A 19088-nucleotide genomic window follows, 5' to 3' on the forward strand; every position below is an offset into this window, starting at 1 on the left:
GTGCGTCTACTGAACCGCTCCGTCGGTCGACTGTCGCGGCACCGCCGCCGCCCGTTGGCCGGTGCCGCCGTGCTCCTGGTCGCCCTGTTGAGCACCGGCGGCGCCTACGCCGCCCTTGCCCCGGCCTCCCAGGCCGAGCAGGAGAAGGACAACGCTGCTCTCGTCGCCGAGGGCAAAGAGCTCTTCATGATCAACTGCTCGACCTGCCACGGCTCCAACGGTGAGGGCATCACCACCCAGAACGGGAAGCTCTACGGCCCCTCCCTGATCGGTGTCGGTGCCGCCTCCGTCGACTTCCAGGTCGGCACCGGCCGGATGCCGATGGCCCAGCCCGGCGCCCAGGTCGAGGTCAAGGACCCCAGCTTCAGCCAGGACGAGATCGACGCGATGGCCGCGTACGTCGCCAGCCTCGGCCCGGGTCCGTCGATCCCGGACAAGGAGCAGTACGACCCGGAGACCTACGGCTCCGAGAAGGAGAAGGAGGAGGCGGTCACCCTCGGTGGCCAGATCTTCCTGACCAACTGCACCGCCTGCCACAACTTCACCGGTGCCGGCGGCGCGATGCCGCGCGGCGGCAAGGCTCCGAGCATCCTCAACACCGACCCGAAGCACATCTACGAGGCGATGTTGACCGGCCCGCAGTCCATGGACACCTTCTCCGACGGCAACATCAGCCCGGAGGAGAAGAAGGCGGTCATCTCCTACGTCGAGTCGATGAAGGAGCAGCCTGACTACGGCGGCTTCAACAACGGTGCGCTCGGCCCCGTGACCGAGGGCCTCGTCGCCTGGATCGTCGGACTCGGCGTTCTGGTGGCCTTCGCCTTTTGGATCGCCGCGCACACCACGCGCACCAACCAGACCAAGAAGGGATCTGCCAAGTGAGCAGCGACCTCAGCGAGATCGAGAAGCACGACGACTCGCACCCCGAGCTCAACGCGCACACCGACGCGCTGCTGCCCGACCCGGGTATGCACGAGCATCACTGGCGTCCTACTGACGTCGACCCGAAGGCGGAGAAGCGCGCCGAGCGCCAGGTGAGCATCTTCTTCGGTCTCTCCGCGCTCTGCTCGGTGCTGTTCGTCGTCGCCTACTTCACCATCAAGCCGGGCTACGACGGCGACGTCTGGGCCGGCTACGGCGCCTCCAACCTGGCGCTGGGAGCGAGCCTCGGCTTCGCCCTCCTCTTCCTCGGCATCGGCGTCATCCAGTGGGCTCGCAAGCTGGTCGTCGACATCGAGCACTCCGAGGACCGGCACCCGGCAGCCTCCTCCCCCGCCACCCGCGAGGTCGCCGTCGCCGAGCTCAAGGCCGCGCTCCAGGAGTCCGGCATGGCCCGCCGCCCATTCATCCGCAACGCGATGATCGGCTCGGCCGCCCTGCTCGGCCTGCCCGCGATCGTCATGCTCAAGGACCTGGGCAAGACCAACGCCCAGATCACCGAGGAGCAGCCCTACGCCGGCGCCGGCCTCGAGCACACCGTCTGGGACGCCGGCGTCCGCGTCGTCCGCGACGTGGTCGGCACCCCGATCCGCCCGGGCGACCTGGAGATCGGTGACCTGGTCAACGCCGAGCCCTCGACGATCTTCGACGGCAGCCTCCACGGCGCGCCGCTGCAGATCGCCAAGTCGAAGGCGGCCACGATCCTGCTGCGGATGGACCCCAACGACATCGTCAACGACGTGACCCGCAACTGGTCGGTCAACGGCATCGTGGCCTACTCCAAGATCTGCACCCACGTCGGTTGCCCGATCTCGCTGAACGAGCGCACCACGCACCACCTGCTGTGCCCGTGCCACCAGTCGACCTTCGACCTCGCCGACCACGGCAAGGTCATCTTCGGTCCGGCCGGTCGTCACCTGCCGCAGCTGCCCCTGGGCGTCGACTCGGACGGCTTCCTCGTTGCCCTCTCGGACTACCCTGAGCCTGTGGGCGTCAGCTTCTGGGAGCGCAACACCTACGACATCGACGAGATCTTCGACGACTGGTCCAAGGACCACGCCGCCGATGCTGAGCAGTACGGCTACAAGGAGGGCGGACAGTGAGCACCGACACGTCCAAGGTTGCCGCCAGCAACGGCACCAACGCCGCTGCCCCGGCGAGCAAGCCGACCAAGGCCGGCGCAGCCGCCAACTGGGCGGACGAGCGCCTCGGCCTCGGCGGTCTGAGCAAGTTCCTCTCCCGCAAGATCTTCCCCGACCACTGGTCGTTCATGCTGGGTGAGATCGCGCTGTGGAGCTTCGTGGTCCTGCTGGTCACGGGTGTCTTCCTGACCCTGTGGTTCAAGCCCTCGATGGCCGAGATCACCTACCAGGGCTCCTACGCCCCGCTGCGCGGCATCGACATGTCCGAGGCGATGGCCTCGACGCTGGACATCTCCTTCGACGTACGCGGCGGTCTGCTGCTGCGTCAGGTCCACCACTGGGCCGCGATGCTGTTCATCGCCTCGATGATGATCCACATGATGCGCGTCTTCTTCACCGGCGCGCACCGCAAGCCGCGTGAGATCAACTGGGTCATCGGCGCGACGCTGCTGCTGCTCGGCACGCTCGAGGGCTTCACCGGCTACTCGCTCCCCGACGACCTGCTCTCCGGCACCGGCATCCGGGCCGCGGACGGGTTCATGATGGCGATCCCGATCGTGGGGACCTACATCTCGTTCTTCCTCTTCGGAGGCGAGTTCCCGGGCGACGACATCATCCCGCGCCTGTTCACGATCCACGTGCTGTTGATCCCGGCGCTGCTGCTGGCGCTGATCGGTGCCCACCTGATCCTGCTGATCTACCACAAGCACACCCAGTGGCCTGGACCCGGCCGCACCGAGAAGAACGTCGTCGGCTACCCGATGGTGCCGAACTACATCTCCAAGATGACCGGCTTCTTCTTCATCACCTTCGGTGTGACCGCCCTGCTCGGCGCCTTCTTCTCGCTCAACCCGGTGTGGAAGTTCGGTCCGTACGACCCGACCAAGGTCACCGCGGGCTCGCAGCCTGACTGGTACATGGGCTGGCCCGACGGCGCGCTGCGCATCATGCCGGGCTGGGAGTCGCACTTCTGGGGCTCGACCTGGTCGTGGAACATCTTCTTCCCGGTCATCGTGCTGCCGATGGCGGCCTGGATGGTCGTGCTGATGCTCCCGTTCATCGAGTCCTGGATCACCGGCGACAAGCGCGAGCACCACCTGCTCCAGCGCCCGCGCAACGCTCCGACCCGCACCGCCACGTTCGTCGCTCTGATGACGTTCTACGCGGGCTTCTGGGCCGCCGGCGGCAACGACATCATCGCGATCAAGTTCCACCTCTCGATCAACCAGATCACCTACTTCCTGCGGGCGTTCGTGTTCCTGGGTCCGATCGTGGCGTTCATCATCACGCGTCGTTGGTGCATCTCGCTGCAGCGTCACGACAACGAGAAGCTGCTGCACGGCTACGAGACCGGCACGGTCATCCGTACGCCGGAGGGCGCCTACCACGAGAAGCACCTTCCGCTTCCCGAGGACGAGGCCTTCGCCATGACCGTCCGCGACCGCGGCCGGGCCGGCGAGGAGCCGGAGCTGAAGAAGAACGGCAAGCTGTCGCTCCGCGCGAAGCTCCGTGCCTTCTACTACGACCACGACGTGGACAAGCCGACCCCCGAGGAGCTCAGCGAGGCACACCACCACGCCGAGCACGAGGCCCACGCGCTGGCCGCCCACGAGGGTCACCAGGTCGACGGTCACGACTTCGACGATCACCGCCACTCGGCGATCGAGGAGCCCCTCAGCCACTGATCACGGCTGGTACGCCACGTGGCGCCGTTCCCTCCGGGGGACGGCGCCACGTGCGTTGTGGGGCCCGAAACCCCGTTGCCCGCGGCCGGACGGAGACCCTAGGGTCCCGCACATGACCGGCCTCCAGGCTCGCCTCCGAGCAGACCTCCTCACCGCCCGCAAGGCCCGCGACACCACGGCCACGGCCGTGCTCCGCTCGACGCTGGCGGCCATCGCCAACGCCGAGGCGCTACCGGTGACAGAGGCGGCTCTGAGCGCCGAGGGACCGATCGCCGGAGCCGCGGTCGGCGTCGGGGCCACCGAGGCCGCACGGCGCGACCTGAGCGACGACGACGTCCGCGACATCATCACCGGCGAGCAGACCGAGCGCCTGGCCGCTGCGACCGACCTGGACGCCCACGGCGCGGCCGAAAAAGCGGAGCAGCTCCGCGCCGAGGCGGAGCTGCTCGCGACGTACCTCTAGAGGATCAGCCCTGCGGGTCGAGCTCGCCGCCGACGACCTCGAGCACCCGGGCGCGTACGTTGGCCGCGGCCTCGGGGTCCCGGGACGCGACCGCGGCGACCAGCGCGTTGCCGAGGATGAGCTGCGGGATCCGGATGATCGAGTCGAGCTCCTGGCGGAACCCGGCGCGACCGCCCTGCGGGGTGACCAGCTCGACCTCGGCGAGCTTGGTCAGCTGGGTGCCGGTGAAGGAGGTCAGCGCGATCACGGCCGCTCCCCCGGCGACGGCGGCCTGGGCGACCTGGATGGTGGGCGCGGTGGCGCCGGTGCCGCTGACGACCACACAGACGTCGCCCGGCTGGAGCAGACGGGCCCGGATGAGCTGGTCGAGGTGATCGCTGGGCGCGACGGTGCTCAGGCCCTGGGAGCCCAGTCTCATCGCGATGTCCTGGGCGACCGGCGAGGAGACCCCGGTGCCGGCGACGAGGATCGAACGGGCCTCGGCGAGCAGCTCCACCGCCCGGGTGACCTGCTCCTCGGAGAGGAGCCCGACCATGTCGGAGGCGGAGTCGGCGATGTCGGCGAAGAAGGAGCGCACCACCGTCAGCGGGCTGCCTCCCTCGGTCGTCTCGGTCTTGGCCGTGCCCAGGTCGCGCGCCAGGAGCACCTTGAGGTGCGGGAAGCCGCGGAACCCGAGTCTCTGCGCGGCTCTGACCACGGTCGCGGTCGAGACGGAGGCCTCGGCGGCGATCTCGGCGGTGGTCGCCTCGATGGCCCACTCCGAGCGGGTCAGCACGACCTCGGCGACCGCGCGCTCGGAAGGGTTGAGCCGCGGCATCGCGGCCCTGATGGCGGGAAGAACCGGCGCACTCGTCATGCCGCCACCGCGGTGGCTTCGGCGCCGTGCAGGATCCGGTGACGCAGCGCAGCTGAGAGCTGGTCCACCAGGATCGTCACGATGATGATCACAACTAGCATGATTCCACCCCACTCCCACTCCCGGCCCCGAAGGACACGGTTTAGTAACGCACCAATTCCACCGGCGCTCACCACGCCGAGGATCGCGCTTGCCCTGATGTTCACCTCGAAACGGTAGAGCCAGAACGCCACGGTCTCCGGAAGCATCTGCGGGATGACCGCTGCGCGGATCCGCTGCCACCAGGACGCGCCCGCCGCGGTGACCGCCTCGACGGGGCGCGGGTCGACCGCCTCGATGTTCTCCAGCGTCAGCTTGCCGAGCGAGCCGATCGAGTGGATGCCGATCGCCATCGCCCCCGCCATCGGGTTGAGCCCGAACAGCGGCAGCATCACGATCACCGCGAGCAGGATCTCCGGGACGGCGCGGATGGCGTTGAAGAAGAGCCGCACCGGGACCCGCACGGCCAGCGGCGAGGTGTTGGAGGCGGCCAGGAAGGCCAGCGGGAACGAGAACAGCGCCCCGACGCAGGTGCCGATCCAGGCGAGCGCCACCGACTCCCCCATCAGCCTCAGCGACTGCAGCCACCAGTCGCCGTAGGTGAGCTCCGGGTCGGCCTGGCCCTCGGGATGTGCCCCCGGCCAGGTGAAGACCCCGTCGAGCATCTGGCCGGCGTACTGCAGGATCTCCCCGGGGAACTGGGGCAGCCGCTCCCACCTGGCGTCGTCCAGCGACCAGCCGGCGATCAGCACGATGCCGATCAGCACCAGGCCGGCCACGGTGTAGGGCCACTTCGGCGGCGGCTTCGGTCTCATACCAGCCTCCGGCGCAGCACCTGGGAGAGCAGGTCGATGGCGATGACGACCACGAAGATGACGATCACGACCGCCGCCAGCCGCGGATAGTCCGCACGGTTGAAGTAGAGCATGATCAGCTGCCCGATGCCGCCGGCCCCGACCGCGCCCAGCACCACCGAGGCGCGGATGTTGAGCTCGAAGACATAGAGGACGTACGAGGCGTAGTGGGGCAGCACGGCAGGAACGATCGCGACGCGGGCTCGCTGCCAGCGCGTGGCCCCGGCGGCGTCGAGCGCCTCCAGGGGGCCGGGATCGACGGCGTCGATGCTCTCCGCGGTCAGCTTGGCGACGATGCCGATGTTGAAGATGGTCAGCGCCAGGATCCCGGGGAGCGGGCCGGTGACCACGGCGACGAAGACCAGCGCGTAGGCCATGTCGGGCAGCGACCGGATCACCGCCATCACCGGCTTGGTGACCCGGTAGACCGCCGGAGGCGCGCTGACCTTGGAGCCCAGCAGGGCCACACCGAGGGCGATCAGAGATCCGACGAAGGTCGCGATGACCGCGATGGCCGCGGTCTCCTTCAGCGCGGTCCACAGCCGCGAGGACGGGTCGGTGATCTCCGCCCACTCGGGGTGCACCACCTCCTCGAGGATCATCACCAGCTGGGGCCACTGCTCGACGACCGGCGCGAGCGAGAAGTCGATCGCCCAGCCCGCAACGATGGTGACGGCGACCGCGCCGAGGACGCCGCCGACGAGCAGCGGGCTCGGCGGCGGCTGGGCCGGCCGCGCCGGCCCATCCCGGCGCTCGAGGGTCGCCTGCGTCATGCCGCCGCCTCCGTAGCGCAAGCGCCAGGATACGGAAGCGGCGGCCTGAGGCCTATGGTCGCTCGCTTGCGCTCGCTCATGCGGAGACGTCCTCGGCGGTCAGCGAGCGACCGTAGATCTTCTCGAAGACGGCGTCGTCGGCCTCGGCCGCGGGGCCGTCGAAGACGATCTGGCCCGCGCGCATGCCGATGATCCGGTCGGCGTAGCGCCGAGCCAGATCGAGGAAGTGCAGGTTGACCACGGTGGTGATACCGAGATCGCGGTTGATTCGTTGCAGGTCACGCATGACCAGGTTGGCCGTGGGCGGGTCGAGGGAGGCGACCGGCTCGTCGGCGAGGATGACCGACGGCTGCTGCGCCAGCGCCCGGGCGATCGCGACCCGCTGCTGCTGGCCGCCGGAGAGCTCGGAGGCGCGTACCCAGGCCTTCTCGACGATCCCGACCCGCTCGAGCGCCTCGAAGGCGATCTCCTTGTCGGCCTTCGGGTGCAGCCCGAGCGCCGACTGCAGCCACGACTGGGCGTGCAGCCGGCCGGTCAGGACGTTGCCCATCACCGAGCGACGGGAGACCAGGTTGAAACCCTGGAAGATCATCCCGATCTCGGCGCGCAGCCGCCGCAGCCGGCGCCCGCGCGCCGAGGCGACGTCGGTCCCGCCCACCGACAGCGTCCCCGCGGTGACCGGCACCAGGCCGTTGATCGTGCGGATGAGCGTCGACTTCCCCGCCCCCGAGAGTCCGACGACCACGACGAACTCCCCGGCCGGGATGGTCAGCGAGACCTTGTCCAGGCCGCGGGTGCCGTTCGGGTAGACCACCGAGACGTCGTCGAAGACGATGCTCATTCGCCGAAGTTCTCCTCCACGGACTTCGCCTTCTTCAACGCAGCCGTGTCGACCTTCTCGAGGCCCTCGATCTCGTAGACCGCCTCCAGCGTCTTGAGCCCCTTGGGGTCCTTCGCCATCGCGGTGAACGCGTCGGTCACCTTCGTACGCAGCTCCTTGGAGAGGTTGCCCGCGACGACGATGCCGTCGTTGGGGATCTCGGTGGAGTAGGCGAACACGACCACGTCGGAGGCGACCTTCGGCTCGTCGGCCGCGACCTCCTCGCGGGCGTCGTCGTAGCTCACCCCGATCGGGTAGTCGCCGCGCGCCACCGCCAGGATCGCGGCGTCGTGGTCGCCGGCGAACTGCGCGTCGAGGTCGACCAGCGCGTCGCCGCCGGTGACCTGGCTCCACTGGGTGGCCGGGTAGTAGTAGCCCGAGGCGGAGCCCTGGTCGACGAAGGCGATCGAGGTGCCGGGCTTGATCTTGGCGATCGCCTCCTCACCGGCGGGGCCGGTCTTGGCGGCATCGGTGCCGTTGCAGTACTTGAAGCCCTCGACCACCTTGACCTCGTCGGTGCAGTAGGTGTCGGGGTCGTTGGTGAACCACTGGGTGTGATAGGTCCCCGAGCCGTAGCGCACCGACTGCAGGACCGGCACCGCACCGGCCTGGTCCTCGGCCTGGACCATGCCGATCGGGCCGAGCATCGCGACCTGGGCCTGGTCGGACTTCATCGCCACGATCGCAGCGGCGTAGCTCTCGGTCACCTCGGCGCGTACGGGGATCCCGATCTTGTCGCTGAGGAACGACTCCAGGCCCTTCGCGCTCTCGGTGATCGAGTCGACGTCGCCGGAGGGCACCAGCGACAGCACGATCTCGTCGGGATCCTCGGCAGGCGCGGCACTGTCCTCACCGCTGCCGCAGGCGGCGAGCGCGAGGGCCAGCGTTGCGGCGGCACCGACCGCCAGCACCCGGTTCCTGGGGGTTCTCAACATTGGACAGACTCCTTGAGGGGGTGAGCTGCGATGAAGGATGACGGGTCACTCGACCAGTCCGAGACTGCGGGGTACAGGTCCACGAGTGATCCTGCACGAACATGAGCTGGTCCTTGCCGGCGGTCGAAGGCATCAACGTACGCAGCAACACAACCACGCTCGACGGCGGGACCGAGGTCATTGCGCCAGATGTCGCCCACCGACATCAACCACTCGGGCGCGTCGGTGGCGCCGGCGGCGTCGAGGAAGGCATCCAGGTGGCCCTTCATCCGGGTCGGCTTGAGCGCGTCGGTGCGCACCTCGTCGATCACGTCGCGCAGGCCGAGGTGCTCCAGGATCGCGTCCAGCCCGCTGCCGGGCGAGTTGGTCAGGATCACCCGGTGCGCGTCGATCCCGGCGAGCAGGTCGACCAGCCCCTCGGGTGTGCGGATGTCACCTGGGCGCTCGCTCATCTCCGCCCTGCTCAGGACGTACGCAGCGCTCAGCTGCTCCTCGCTCACCCCGGCGGCCAGACCCAGGATCTTGACGGCCTCATAGCCGTCCTGAGCGCCTGTCAGGGTCTTCGGGGCACTCTCGGGCAGCCGCTGCCCCAGGAAGGCCTCAGCGGTCTCCAGAAGGGCCTCAGGGACGGCGGTGAGGGCCGCCACCCTCTCGGCGTAGAGAAGCACCGGGGTGTCTCCGAGACACACCGTGCCGTCCAGGTCCAGTACCAGCACCGGCCGAGGCAACGCATCCACCTTCCAGGGGCGCGGGCCGTCGGGGTCAGCCCTGCGCAACGCGATTACGTGATAACTGGAACGTAGGTAAAGACGCTTCAGGACGCAAGCAGCAAACGCTTGATGTCACACGCTATTTACTGCAATGCACGATATCGACTCGGGCCGTCTCACAGGCCCAAGCCGGCTTCGGCGCGCCGCGGGTCAGGCGAGGGCAGACCCCGCCCGGTATTCGTCGTAGGAGGTGTTCCAGTCGCCCCAGCCGTTGCTGAAGGTCATCTGGCGGTTGGTACCCACGGTCTCGACCACGTCACCGCGGCGGGTCATGTCGTAGAGGAACTTCGCGTTCTCGTCGCTCATGCCGGTGCAGCCGTGGGAGACGTTGGCGTGGCCCTGCTGCGCGACCGACCAGGGCGCACCGTGGATGAACTCACCGGAGAACGTGAGCCGCATGGCCCACTTCACGCCCTCCATGTTGTAGTACTCCCGGTCGCCCTCGTTGATCCCGATGGTCTCGGAGTTCATGGTCTTGCGCTTGAACTTCTCGATGATCACCTTCACGCCGCTGCGGGTGACGAACCCTTCCTTGCCGGTCGTGATCGGGATGGTCTTGATCTTCTGCCCGTTCTTGAAGACGTCCATCTGGTGGGTCTGGGCGTTGGCCCGGTAGATGTGGGCGTCACCGGTCTTGAAGGTGATCTCGCGGTCCTTCTGGCCGAAGATGCCGCCACCGGCCGGGACCGAGTTGATCTTGAGCTTCACGTTGATCGTGGAGTTGGCCTGCCAGTAGGTCCGCGGACGGTAGTGGGCCTCTTTGTCGCTCACCCAGTACCACGACCCCTCCTGCTTCGGGGTCGACTCGACCAGCATCTTCTTCTCGAAGGCGGCCTTGTTCTTCACCGGCAGGTCGTACGTCACGATGATCGGCATCCCGACACCGACCGTCTCGCCGTCGAGCGGTGCGATCGACGGGAAGGTCTGGCGGTCCAGGCCGAGGTCCTCGGTGGAGAACGTGGTCTCGCTCTTCTGCTGCAGACCGTCGTCACCGGTGGCGGTGACCGTGAGCGTGTAGGAGGCGGTCGGCTCGAGCACCTCGCCCGCGCTCCAGCGGAGCCCGTCCTCGGTGATCGTGCCCCGCACCTTGGTGCCCTTCGCCCCGGTCAGCATGACCTCGTCCAGACGACCCTTGGCCACCTCGACCTTGACCACCTTGTCGACCGCGACGCCGGTGGCGTTGTTCTCGATGTTGGGCGTGATCTGCACCGTCGGCTCGGCGGGCTTCTTGGGCTCCTTCGAGGCCGAGTCCGCGCCGCACGCGGCGAGCACCGGCGCGAGGGCCGCGGCCGCGGTGGTCAACAGCACCCGGCGGCGGGCAAAGACGGACGGGCGGTGAAACGGTGACTGCGTTGACACGGTGAGACTGCTCCAGACCTGATCATGGACCCCAGACGCCCGGAACCGGGACACGGGCGCGATAACCCTACCGGGCATCACCAAGAGGCGTGCAAGAACGGAACGGGGGCCCGATCCGGATCGGATCGGGCCCCGCATACGTGGTTCGCTCAGTGCTTGAACTCGCCTCGGTAGTACTCGAAGTTCCAGCCGGCGAGAGCCAGCAGACCCAGCACGGCGGCGATGATGAACAGCCACCACGCGGCCATCGCGACCGCCAGGACCACCAGACCGAAGGTGAGCGCGGCCCACAGCGGCCACCAGGAGAACGGCGGGAAGAAGCCGTACTCCCCCGCGCCCTCGGCGATGTCGCCGTCCTCGCGGTCCTCGGGACGTGGGTCCATCCGCATGGCGTGGAAGCCGAGGTAGACGGTGATCATCGCGAACAGCAGGGTGCACATGACCAGCGCGGAGGTGCCGGTCCAGTCGCCACCCTCCTCGGAGGCCGCGGTGACGAACCAGTAGGCCGGGGTGACCAGCACCATGAAGGCGGTGCAGACCACGAAGATCCAGGCTTCAGACTTCAACGTGCTCAGCCTTCCTTGTTGGAGCTGGTGGAGACGAGATCGTCCTCATCGTGCTCCAGCGCGGCGATCTCCGGATGGTGGAGGTCGAAGGCCGGGGACTCCGAGCGGATCTTCGGGATGGAGAGGAAGTTGTGGCGCGGCGCCGGGCAGCCCGTGGCCCACTCCAGCGAGCGGCCCCAACCCCAGGGGTCATCCACCTCGACCTTGGGGGCGTTGCGGGAGACGTAGAGGTTGTAGAAGAACGGCAGCATCGACAGGCTCAGCAGGAACGCACCCACCGTCGAGAACTGGTTGAGGAAGGTGAACCCGTCGCTGGGCAGGTAGTCGGAGATGCGTCGCTGCATGCCCTCGACACCGAGCCAGTGCTGGACCAGGAAGGTCGCGTGGAAGCCGACGAACAGCAGCCAGAAGTGGACCTTGCCGAGGCGCTCGTCGAGCATCCGGCCGGTCATCTTCGGCCACCAGAAGTAGAAGCCGGCGAACATCGCGAACACGACGGTCCCGAAGACCACGTAGTGGAAGTGGGCGACCACGAAGTAGGAGTCGGAGACCTGGAAGTCGAGCGGCGGGCTCGCCAGGATGATGCCGGTCAGACCGCCGAAGAGGAAGGTCGTCAGGAAGCCGATCGACCACAGCATCGGGGTGTCGAAGCTGACCGACCCGCCCCACATCGTGCCGATCCAGTTGAAGAACTTCACGCCTGTCGGCACCGCGATCAGGAAGGTCATGCCGGAGAAGAACGGCAGGTTGACCGCGCCGGTGACGAACATGTGGTGCGCCCACACCGCCACCGAGAGGATCGCGATGCCGAGGGTCGCGGCGACCAGACCGATGTAGCCGAAGATCGGCTTGCGGCTGAAGACCGGGAGGATCTCGGAGATGATGCCGAAGAACGGCAGCGCGATGATGTAGACCTCGGGGTGACCGAAGAACCAGAACAGGTGCTGCCACAGGATCGGGCCGCCGTGGGCGGCGTCGAAGACGTGGGAGCCGAACTGACGGTCGGCCTCCAGCATCAGCAGCGCGGCGGCGAGGATCGGGAACGCGATCAGCACGAGCAGCGAGGTGATCAGGGTGTTCCACGTGAAGATCGACATCCGGAACATGGTCATGCCCGGCGCACGCATGCAGATGATCGTGGTGATGAAGTTGACCGCGCCGAGGATGGTGCCCAGACCGCTCATGTAGAGGCCCATGATCCACAGGTCGCCACCGACGCCCGGTGAGTACTGCGCACTGGACAGCGGCGTGTAGGCGAACCAGCCGAAGTCGGCCGCACCCGCCGGGGTGAAGAAACCGCTGGCCGCGATCAGGCCACCGAAGAGGTAGAGCCAGTAGCTGAACATGTTGAGTCGCGGGAAGGCGACGTCAGGGGCGCCGATCTGCAGCGGCATGATCACGTTGCCGAAGCCGAAGAACAGCGGCGTCGCGAAGAGCAGCAGCATGATCGTGCCGTGCATCGTGAACAGCTGGTTGAACAGCTCGTCGTTGACGACCTGCTGTCCCGGGAACGCCAGCTCCGAGCGCATCAGCAGCGCCATCAGGCCGCCGATCAGGAACCAGAAGAACGACGTGACCAGGTACATCTTGCCGATCAGCTTGTGATCGGTGGTGGTCAGCAGCTGGTAGAGCTGCTTGCCGAGCGGCTTGCGGCCGCCGGCGACCGGGGGTGCAGCGGTGGCAGTCACTCGCCCTCCTCCTCGTTGTGGCTGGCGATGTCGTCGGCGGGGCGGGTGGACTTACCGCCGCCGAGAAGCGGGCGCTCGGCCTCGAAGCCCTTCTGCGCCAGCGTGTCGACGTAGGACTTGTAGTCGCTCTCGGAGAGGATCGCGACCTTGAAGATCATCCGGGCGTGGTAGACGCCGCAGAGCTCGTAGCAGGCGCCACGGAAGGTCTTGCCCTCGATGAGGTCCTGCGCGTTCGGGTCGAAGGTGGCCGTGGCCTCCTTCGTGGTGATCGAGTAGTGGTTCACCCGGCCCGGGACGACGTCCATCTTCATGCCGAACTCCGGGACACCGAAGTTGTGGATGACGTCGGCCGAGTGCAGGTTGAACCGCGTCGTGGTCTTCTCCGGGAGGACCAGCGTCGGGATGTGCGAGCCGGTGCCGACGACGTAGCCGTAGCTGTCGTAGGCGAACTTGTCGTCGACCAGGTTGTCGTCGGCGCTCAGGTCGGGCTCACCGATGCCGTGGTTGAAGGTCCACTGCCACTGCTGGCCGGTCACCTCGATCACGTTGGTCGGGCTGCCGTTGTCGAGCATCTCGTTCTGGACCTTGACGGTGTGGTCGAAGAAGACGATCACCATCAGCACCGGGGCGATCGTGTAGAAGATCTCCAACGGCAGGTTGTAACGCGTCTGGACCGGGACGTCGGCGTCGCTGCGGCGCCGGTAGCGCCAGATCGCCCAGAAGATGAGCCCCCACGTCAGGACACCGGTGATCAGCGCGGCGATCCATGCGCCCTGCCACAGGGCGAGGTTGTGCTCCCCCTGCTCAGAACGTGGCTCGGGGAAGCCGAAACGCGCCGCCTCGTCCGAACAGCCACTCAGCAGGAGGGCGCCGGCCGTCAGCGTCGCCACCAGCGCACCACGTCGGGCGCGGGCGTGGGACGGAGTCGATCCGGCCCCTGGCAAGTGCAGACCCACTACGAGCCTCTCTCTCATGCGAACACTCAGATGTCGGCAGACTACCGCGAGCAGCTCGGGATTCATCTTCAGGGGTTCCTCATGTCGCGTATGGCTACCGTTGGGTCCTGTGACCGACAGCTTCATCTACCTCGACGCCGCCTCGGCCGAACCGCTCCATCCCGCCGCGCGGGACGTGCTTCTGGCCGCGGCCGATCAGGGGTACGCCGACCCGCGCCGCCTCCATCGGCCGGCCCGTAACGCGGGGTTGCTGCTCGAGAACGCCCGCGAGGTCGTGGCCGAGGCGCTGGGCGTCCGTCGCGATGAGGTCCTTTTCACATCCTCGGGCACCTCCGCCGTGCACACGGGCCTCCTCGGGCTCGGATCCCGTGGCATAGCTCACAGTGCGGTCGAGCACCAGGCGGTCCTCGACGCCGCGCGCTGGTCGCAGCGCTCTCCCGTCACCGAGCTGGCCGTCGATGCGGAGGCCCGGGTCGAGGTCGACGCCGTCCGCACCGCCGTCGCCGCCGGGGACGTCGACGTGGTCGCGGTGCAGCAGGCCAACCACGAGGTGGGCACGCTGCAGCCCCTCGACGAGGTCGCCTCTGCCGTCGGCCCGGCCACCCTCTTCGTCGACGCCGGCGCCTCGATGGGACGGCTGCCCCTGCCCGCCGCCGGGGACGCGATTGCCGGCTCGGCCCGCAAGTGGGGTGGCCCCGGCGGGGTGGGCGTGCTGGTCGTGCGCAGGTCGGCCCGCTGGCGGTGGCCGTTCCCGGGCGAGGAGTGGTCGCGTACGGATCAGGGGTTCACGAACATCCCCGGCGCACTGGCCGCCGCGGCGGCGCTCCAGGCCGTGGTCGCCGAGCGCGAGGAGGTCAACGCCCGCCAGCACGAGCTGATCTCGCTGGTGCGGGAACGGGTCCGCGCGGAGATCCCCGACGTGGACGTCGCGGGGCCCGCCGAGGACCGGCTCCCCCACCTGGTGACGTTCTCGGCGCTGTACGTCGACGGCGAGGCGCTGGTGACCGCGCTGGACCGTCTCGGCGCCGGTGTGGCCAGCGGCTCGGCCTGCACCTCGGACACCCGCGAACCGTCTCGGGTACTTGCTGCCATGGGAGCGCTGACACACGGTAACGTTCGGCTATCGCTGACCCGCGACACGACGCGAGAGGATGTGGAGCGCGTGCTCGACGCACTGCCTGGGATCGTCAAGGACCTGCGCGCCGAGGCTGGGCTATGAACGAGCGCAGGCGAGCGAATCATCGAAGCATCACACGACCGCGCCCGTATTCTGGCGCTTGCGCTACGGGCGTGGTCGTGTGACCGGCCCCGTCGTCACCCTCGACTGCCGCGGCCAGGCCTGCCCGCGGCCGATCATCGAGCTCGGCCGCCACCTCGGCGACGTCGAGGTCGGCGAGGTCATCGCCGTCGCGGCCGACGACGTCGCCGCCCACCACGACGTACCCGCCTGGGCCCGCATGCGCGGGCAGGAGTTCGTCGGCGAGGTGGAAGCAGAAGACGGCGTACCCGTCTATCGGATACGCCGTCTGAGCTGAGCAGTAGGGATACCCGGTTAACCGGGTATCCCTGCACTTCTCAGGCAGTGCAATGCCAGAGAAGTGCAGGAATTGCCAGAGAAGTTCAGGCCTTGATGTGCGAGGCGATCTGGTCGGCCGCGGTGTCGCCGTAGGACTCGCGGACGCGGGAGACGAACTCCTCGGCGGTGAAGGAGTACTCCTGCGGGCCGACGGTCTCGACGCAGTAGGCGGCCAGGACGCAGCCGACCTCGGCGGCCTGCTCCAGCTCGCAGTCCCAGGCCAGCGCGGCCAGGAAGCCGGCACGGAACGCGTCGCCGACGCCGGTGGGCTCGACGGCGTCGACGTTCTTCGCGGCGGGCAGCACGATCGGGTCCTCGCCCTTGCGCTGGATGCGTACGCCGTCCTTGCCGAGGGTGGTGACCTGGGTGCCGACGCGGGCCAGGACCTCCTCGGCCGACCAACCGGTCTTCTGCTCGAGGACGTGGGACTCGTACTCGTTGGTGAACAGGTAGGCGGCGCCGTCGACGAGGTCGCGGATCAGCTCACCGTCGCCGAAGGCGAGCTGCTGGCTCGGGTCGGAGATGAAGGTGTAGCCGCGCTGGCGGGCCTCCTCGGTGTGGCGCCTCATCGCGTCGGGGTCGTCGGGCGCGATCAGCACGAACGACGGCTCACCGACCTTCTCCGCGATCGGGCCGAGCTCGATCTCGCGGGCCTCGGCCATCGCCCCGGGGTAGAAGCTGGCGAACTGGGCCATCGCGGTGTCGGTGGTGCAGACGAACCGCGCGGTGTGCAGCGTCTCGGAGACGCGCAGGTGGTCGCAGTTGACGCCGTGGCGCTCGAGCCAGGAGCGGTAGTCGGCGAAGTCCTCACCGACCGCGCCCACGAGCACCGGCGCGAGGCCGAGGTTGGCCAGGCCGAAGGAGATGTTGGCGCCGACGCCACCGCGACGGATCTCGAGGTCGTTGACCAGGAAGCTCACCGAGAGCTTGTCGAGCTGGTCGGCGACCAGCGAGTCGGCGAACTTGCCACCGAAGCTCATCAGGTGGTCGGTGGCGATGGAGCCTGCGATCAGGAGTGAACCGGACATGCGCGGAACCCTACCGGCGAGACCTCGGGCGACGTTAAGGCTCGACCGTTGCCAGAAGATGAAATGTTACCGCTGAGTCGGCCTTCAACTACCGGTTGGTAGTGCTTACCGTCATTTGCATGACAGATATGCGCGTTCCGTACGACGACCTCGACAGCCCCGCGCAGCTCCGCGCCGACTGTGCCGCCGCCGACAGCGCGCTGCACCTGCCCGCGCCGCGCGACCACAAGGACGCCCGCCCGGCCCCGGCCGTGCGGATGCAGTCCCGCGAGCCGCGCGACGCCGCCCTGCTCGAGACCTGCGGCCACGTCGCCGACGACCTCGCCCTGACCTGACGGGGTTCCGCCCCTGAAGAATGAGAGCCCCTGTCACGCACAGGGGCTCTCGTCATGTCTGCCGCGCGATCAGCCCGACCAGCGCAAGGTCGAGGAGCCGGCCGGCGCGGGTGGTGTCGGCGGCGCTGTCCCGGCTGATCACCCAAGCGATCCCGGCGGCGAGGTCGAAGAGCTCGTCCATGCGTACGTCCGCCCTGATCTCGCCGGCCTCCTGTGCCCGGGCGAGCAGTGCCTGGGTCGTCTCCTGCATATGGGTACAGGTCACGCCGAGCAGCGACCCCTCCCGGCCGGCCGCGTCGAGCACGCTGTCCGGGAGCCCGCCGTAGGTGCCGATCTGCGCGATCGTCGCCAGCAGCCACTCCCGTAGAGCGACCAGGGGCTCCTCGGTCTCGGCCAGCTCGGCGCCCCGCTTGTGCACGGCCGCCATGTTCTCCGCGAGCGCCACCGCGATGAGCTCGTCCCGGGTCGGGAAGTGCCGGTAGAGCGTCGCGTTCCCGACGCCCGCGGAACGCGCGATCTCGTCGATCGAGGTGTCGACGCCGTCGCGCGCGAAGGCCGCACGCGCCGCCTCCACGACGGCGTCGTAGTTGCGGCGCGCGTCGGCCCGCTTCGGCCGCCTGCTCTCCCAGTCGGTGATCTCGGTGTCGGTGATCTCGGTCGCAGTCATCTCTACCCCTTGACAATAACCGGGGACTGTCCCCACATTTGAACCGGGGAGTCTCCCTGGTTCCGATGATAGCGAGGTACGCAGACATGACAGAGCTCCACGAGGCACGGATCGACAGCGGGGCCGGTGCCCGCGGCGGAGGTTGGGCGGTGGCCGCGGTGGTGACCTGCCAGCTGATGCTGATGGTCGACGGCGTGATCGTCACCGTCGCACTGCCCTACATCCGCGACGAGTTCGGGCTTGGCGCGGTCGGCCTCTCCTGGGTCGTCTCCGCCTACGCCCTGGCCTTCGCGGGCTTCCTGCTGGTCAGCGGGCGGCTCGGGATGATGTTCGGCCCCCGCCGCGTGCTGCTGGTCGGTACGGCGATCTTCGTGGTCGCCTCGGCGGCCGGCGGGCTCGCCCCCTCCGGCGAGCTGCTGATCACGGCACGGGCCGTGCAGGGCATAGGGGCGGCGCTGGCCGGGCCGGCGATCATGGTGCTGCTGGTGGCGAACACCCAGGAAGGCCCGCAGCGACTGCGCGGGATGTCGTGGTTCATCATCGGCTCCAGCCTCGGCAGCTGTCTGGGCCTGGTCGCCGGCGGCGTACTGACCGTGCTTCTGGACTGGCGCTGGGTGATGCTGATCAACGTGCCCGTCGGGGTCGCCGTCATCGCGGGGACCGTCGCCTTCGTCCGGGAGGCCGACCGGATGCCCGGACGTCTGGACATCCCCGGCGCGATCACCTCTGCGGTCACGATGGTCTCCCTGGTGCATGGGCTCACCCGAGCGGGCCAGGAGGGCTGGGGCGACCCGGTCGTGCTCGGCTCTCTGGCGGTCGCTCTGCTCGCGCTCATCGCACTGGTGGCCGTGGAGTCGCGCGCAACCCACCCGGTCGTGCCGCTGCGCCTGCTCGCCGGCACCCGCCGCGCCGTCCCGTATGCGGGCATGCTCTTGGTCCCGGCGATGATGATCGGGTTCTTCACCTTCTCGGTGCTCTTCCTGCAGGACGTACGTCACTTCGACGCGCTCGAGGCAGGGCTGGCCTACCTGCCGTGGGGAGCGTCGGTGATCCTCGGCGCCCGCCTCGTACCGGCGCTGGTGGCCCACATCGGGGACCGCGGGACGATCACCCTCGGCATCGTCCTCGGGCTGGCCGGGCTGGTCGCGTTCGCACTGCTGGCCGCCGATGCACCGCTGTGGGTCGGCGTCCTGGTGCCGTGCTTCGTCTTCGGCTTCACCGCGCCGTTCTTCTTCACCCCGGCCAGCGCCGCGATCATGGCGGCAGCAGGCGGCGAGGACTCGGGTGCCGCCGCGGGGCTGTTCCAGTCGATGCAGCAGCTCGGCGGCGCGATCGGCGTCGCGACGCTCACCGCCGTGTTCACCAGTCGCGCCGCGGCCGGCACCGAGCCGGCGATGGAAGCCGCGATGCTCGCCTCCACGGCCTTCGGGCTCGTGCTCCTGCTGCTGGCGCTGACGACGCCGGCGTTCGCGGGCCGCCGGCCGGCGCCGGTCACCACCTGAACGTCGTCCTGAACGTCGTCGAACGCACGAGCGCCCCGTCCGAACCGGACGGGGCGCTCGCGTCGATGCTCAGTG

At 68.6% G+C, this 19088-nt stretch carries 20 protein-coding genes; 8 read left to right on the forward strand and 12 right to left on the reverse strand.

The window, feature by feature from the left end; genetic code table 11:
- The 4 genes from qcrC to UG56_RS21370 all read left to right on the forward strand — a co-directional run bounded on the left by qcrC (position 1) and on the right by UG56_RS21370 (position 4229).
- Complete coding sequence (qcrC, locus tag UG56_RS21355; protein WP_045550566.1) at positions 1-882, forward strand: cytochrome bc1 complex diheme cytochrome c subunit; 882 nt, start codon at positions 1-3, stop codon at positions 880-882.
- Positions 879-2042, forward strand: a complete 1164-nt coding sequence (gene qcrA / locus UG56_RS21360; RefSeq protein ID WP_052693942.1) for a cytochrome bc1 complex Rieske iron-sulfur subunit — start codon at positions 879-881, stop codon at positions 2040-2042. The genes qcrC and qcrA overlap by 4 nt, the downstream gene beginning before the upstream one ends.
- The gene (gene qcrB / locus UG56_RS21365) at positions 2039-3766 is read left to right on the forward strand and encodes a cytochrome bc1 complex cytochrome b subunit (protein ID WP_045550565.1); all 1728 of its coding nucleotides are present in this window, start codon (positions 2039-2041) and stop codon (positions 3764-3766) included. The genes qcrA and qcrB overlap by 4 nt, the downstream gene beginning before the upstream one ends.
- 112 nt (positions 3767-3878) lie before the next feature.
- Positions 3879-4229 (forward strand): hypothetical protein, encoded by a 351-nt coding sequence (locus tag UG56_RS21370; protein ID WP_045550564.1) that lies wholly within the window; start codon positions 3879-3881, stop codon positions 4227-4229.
- Positions 4230-4233: 4 nt separating this feature from the next.
- On the opposite strand, the gene UG56_RS21375 is transcribed toward UG56_RS21370, so the two are convergent.
- The 10 genes from UG56_RS21375 to ctaC form a co-directional block, all read right to left on the reverse strand.
- Positions 4234-5085, reverse strand: coding sequence for a MurR/RpiR family transcriptional regulator (locus UG56_RS21375; RefSeq protein WP_045550563.1), 852 nt, complete (start codon positions 5083-5085; stop codon positions 4234-4236).
- Entirely contained in the window at positions 5082-5939 is an 858-nt protein-coding gene (phnE, locus tag UG56_RS21380) for a phosphonate ABC transporter, permease protein PhnE (RefSeq protein ID WP_045550562.1), read from the reverse strand. Before phnE (UG56_RS21380) ends, UG56_RS21375 begins: the two co-directional genes overlap by 4 nt.
- Entirely contained in the window at positions 5936-6751 is an 816-nt protein-coding gene (gene phnE / locus UG56_RS21385) for a phosphonate ABC transporter, permease protein PhnE (protein WP_071327236.1), read from the reverse strand. Before phnE (UG56_RS21385) ends, phnE (UG56_RS21380) begins: the two co-directional genes overlap by 4 nt.
- Positions 6752-6827: 76 nt before the next feature.
- Complete coding sequence (gene phnC / locus UG56_RS21390) at positions 6828-7592, reverse strand: phosphonate ABC transporter ATP-binding protein (protein WP_045551523.1); 765 nt, start codon at positions 7590-7592, stop codon at positions 6828-6830.
- Complete coding sequence (phnD, locus tag UG56_RS21395; protein WP_256206814.1) at positions 7589-8566, reverse strand: phosphate/phosphite/phosphonate ABC transporter substrate-binding protein; 978 nt, start codon at positions 8564-8566, stop codon at positions 7589-7591. Before phnD ends, phnC begins: the two co-directional genes overlap by 4 nt.
- Positions 8560-9282, reverse strand: a complete 723-nt coding sequence (locus UG56_RS21400; protein WP_052694164.1) for an HAD family hydrolase — start codon at positions 9280-9282, stop codon at positions 8560-8562. The genes phnD and UG56_RS21400 overlap by 7 nt, the downstream gene beginning before the upstream one ends.
- 204 nt (positions 9283-9486) lie before the next feature.
- Positions 9487-10644 (reverse strand): L,D-transpeptidase, encoded by a 1158-nt coding sequence (locus UG56_RS21405; RefSeq protein ID WP_045551525.1) that lies wholly within the window; start codon positions 10642-10644, stop codon positions 9487-9489.
- A gap of 200 nt (positions 10645-10844) precedes the next feature.
- The gene (locus tag UG56_RS21410; RefSeq protein ID WP_045551526.1) at positions 10845-11261 is read right to left on the reverse strand and encodes a cytochrome c oxidase subunit 4; all 417 of its coding nucleotides are present in this window, start codon (positions 11259-11261) and stop codon (positions 10845-10847) included.
- A 5-nt stretch (positions 11262-11266) separates the two neighbouring features.
- On the reverse strand, positions 11267-12949 hold the full coding sequence (gene ctaD, locus UG56_RS21415; protein ID WP_045551527.1) for an aa3-type cytochrome oxidase subunit I: 1683 nt from the start codon (positions 12947-12949) through the stop codon (positions 11267-11269).
- Positions 12946-13839, reverse strand: coding sequence for an aa3-type cytochrome oxidase subunit II (gene ctaC, locus UG56_RS21420; RefSeq protein ID WP_052694165.1), 894 nt, complete (start codon positions 13837-13839; stop codon positions 12946-12948). Before ctaC ends, ctaD begins: the two co-directional genes overlap by 4 nt.
- A gap of 175 nt (positions 13840-14014) precedes the next feature.
- Between ctaC and UG56_RS21425 the strand changes: the two genes are divergently transcribed.
- Together UG56_RS21425 and UG56_RS21430 are read left to right on the forward strand one after the other, a co-directional pair.
- Positions 14015-15124 (forward strand): cysteine desulfurase family protein, encoded by a 1110-nt coding sequence (locus tag UG56_RS21425; RefSeq protein WP_071327237.1) that lies wholly within the window; start codon positions 14015-14017, stop codon positions 15122-15124.
- 79 nt (positions 15125-15203) lie between these two features.
- Positions 15204-15440 (forward strand): sulfurtransferase TusA family protein, encoded by a 237-nt coding sequence (locus UG56_RS21430; protein WP_045552113.1) that lies wholly within the window; start codon positions 15204-15206, stop codon positions 15438-15440.
- Positions 15441-15525: 85 nt separating this feature from the next.
- Here the strand turns inward: UG56_RS21430 and UG56_RS21435 are convergent, their stop codons facing one another.
- The gene (locus tag UG56_RS21435; protein WP_045552114.1) at positions 15526-16509 is read right to left on the reverse strand and encodes a carbohydrate kinase family protein; all 984 of its coding nucleotides are present in this window, start codon (positions 16507-16509) and stop codon (positions 15526-15528) included.
- Between the two features lie 119 nt (positions 16510-16628).
- Here UG56_RS21435 and UG56_RS21440 point away from each other — a divergent pair, with 119 nt between their 5' ends.
- Entirely contained in the window at positions 16629-16844 is a 216-nt protein-coding gene (locus UG56_RS21440; protein WP_143055143.1) for a hypothetical protein, read from the forward strand.
- Positions 16845-16896: 52 nt separating this feature from the next.
- Here UG56_RS21440 and UG56_RS21445 read toward each other — a convergent pair whose 3' ends face one another.
- Positions 16897-17511, reverse strand: coding sequence for a TetR/AcrR family transcriptional regulator (locus UG56_RS21445; RefSeq protein WP_045548829.1), 615 nt, complete (start codon positions 17509-17511; stop codon positions 16897-16899).
- An 86-nt stretch (positions 17512-17597) separates the two neighbouring features.
- Between UG56_RS21445 and UG56_RS21450 the strand changes: the two genes are divergently transcribed.
- A complete protein-coding gene (locus UG56_RS21450; protein WP_045548830.1) occupies positions 17598-19013 on the forward strand; it encodes an MFS transporter in 1416 nt (471 codons plus the stop codon).
- Positions 19014-19088: the final 75 nt, after the last annotated feature.

The sequence above is a fragment of the Nocardioides luteus genome, assembly GCF_000960475.2.
GTDB classification, from domain to species: Bacteria; Actinomycetota; Actinomycetes; order Propionibacteriales; family Nocardioidaceae; genus Nocardioides; species Nocardioides luteus_A.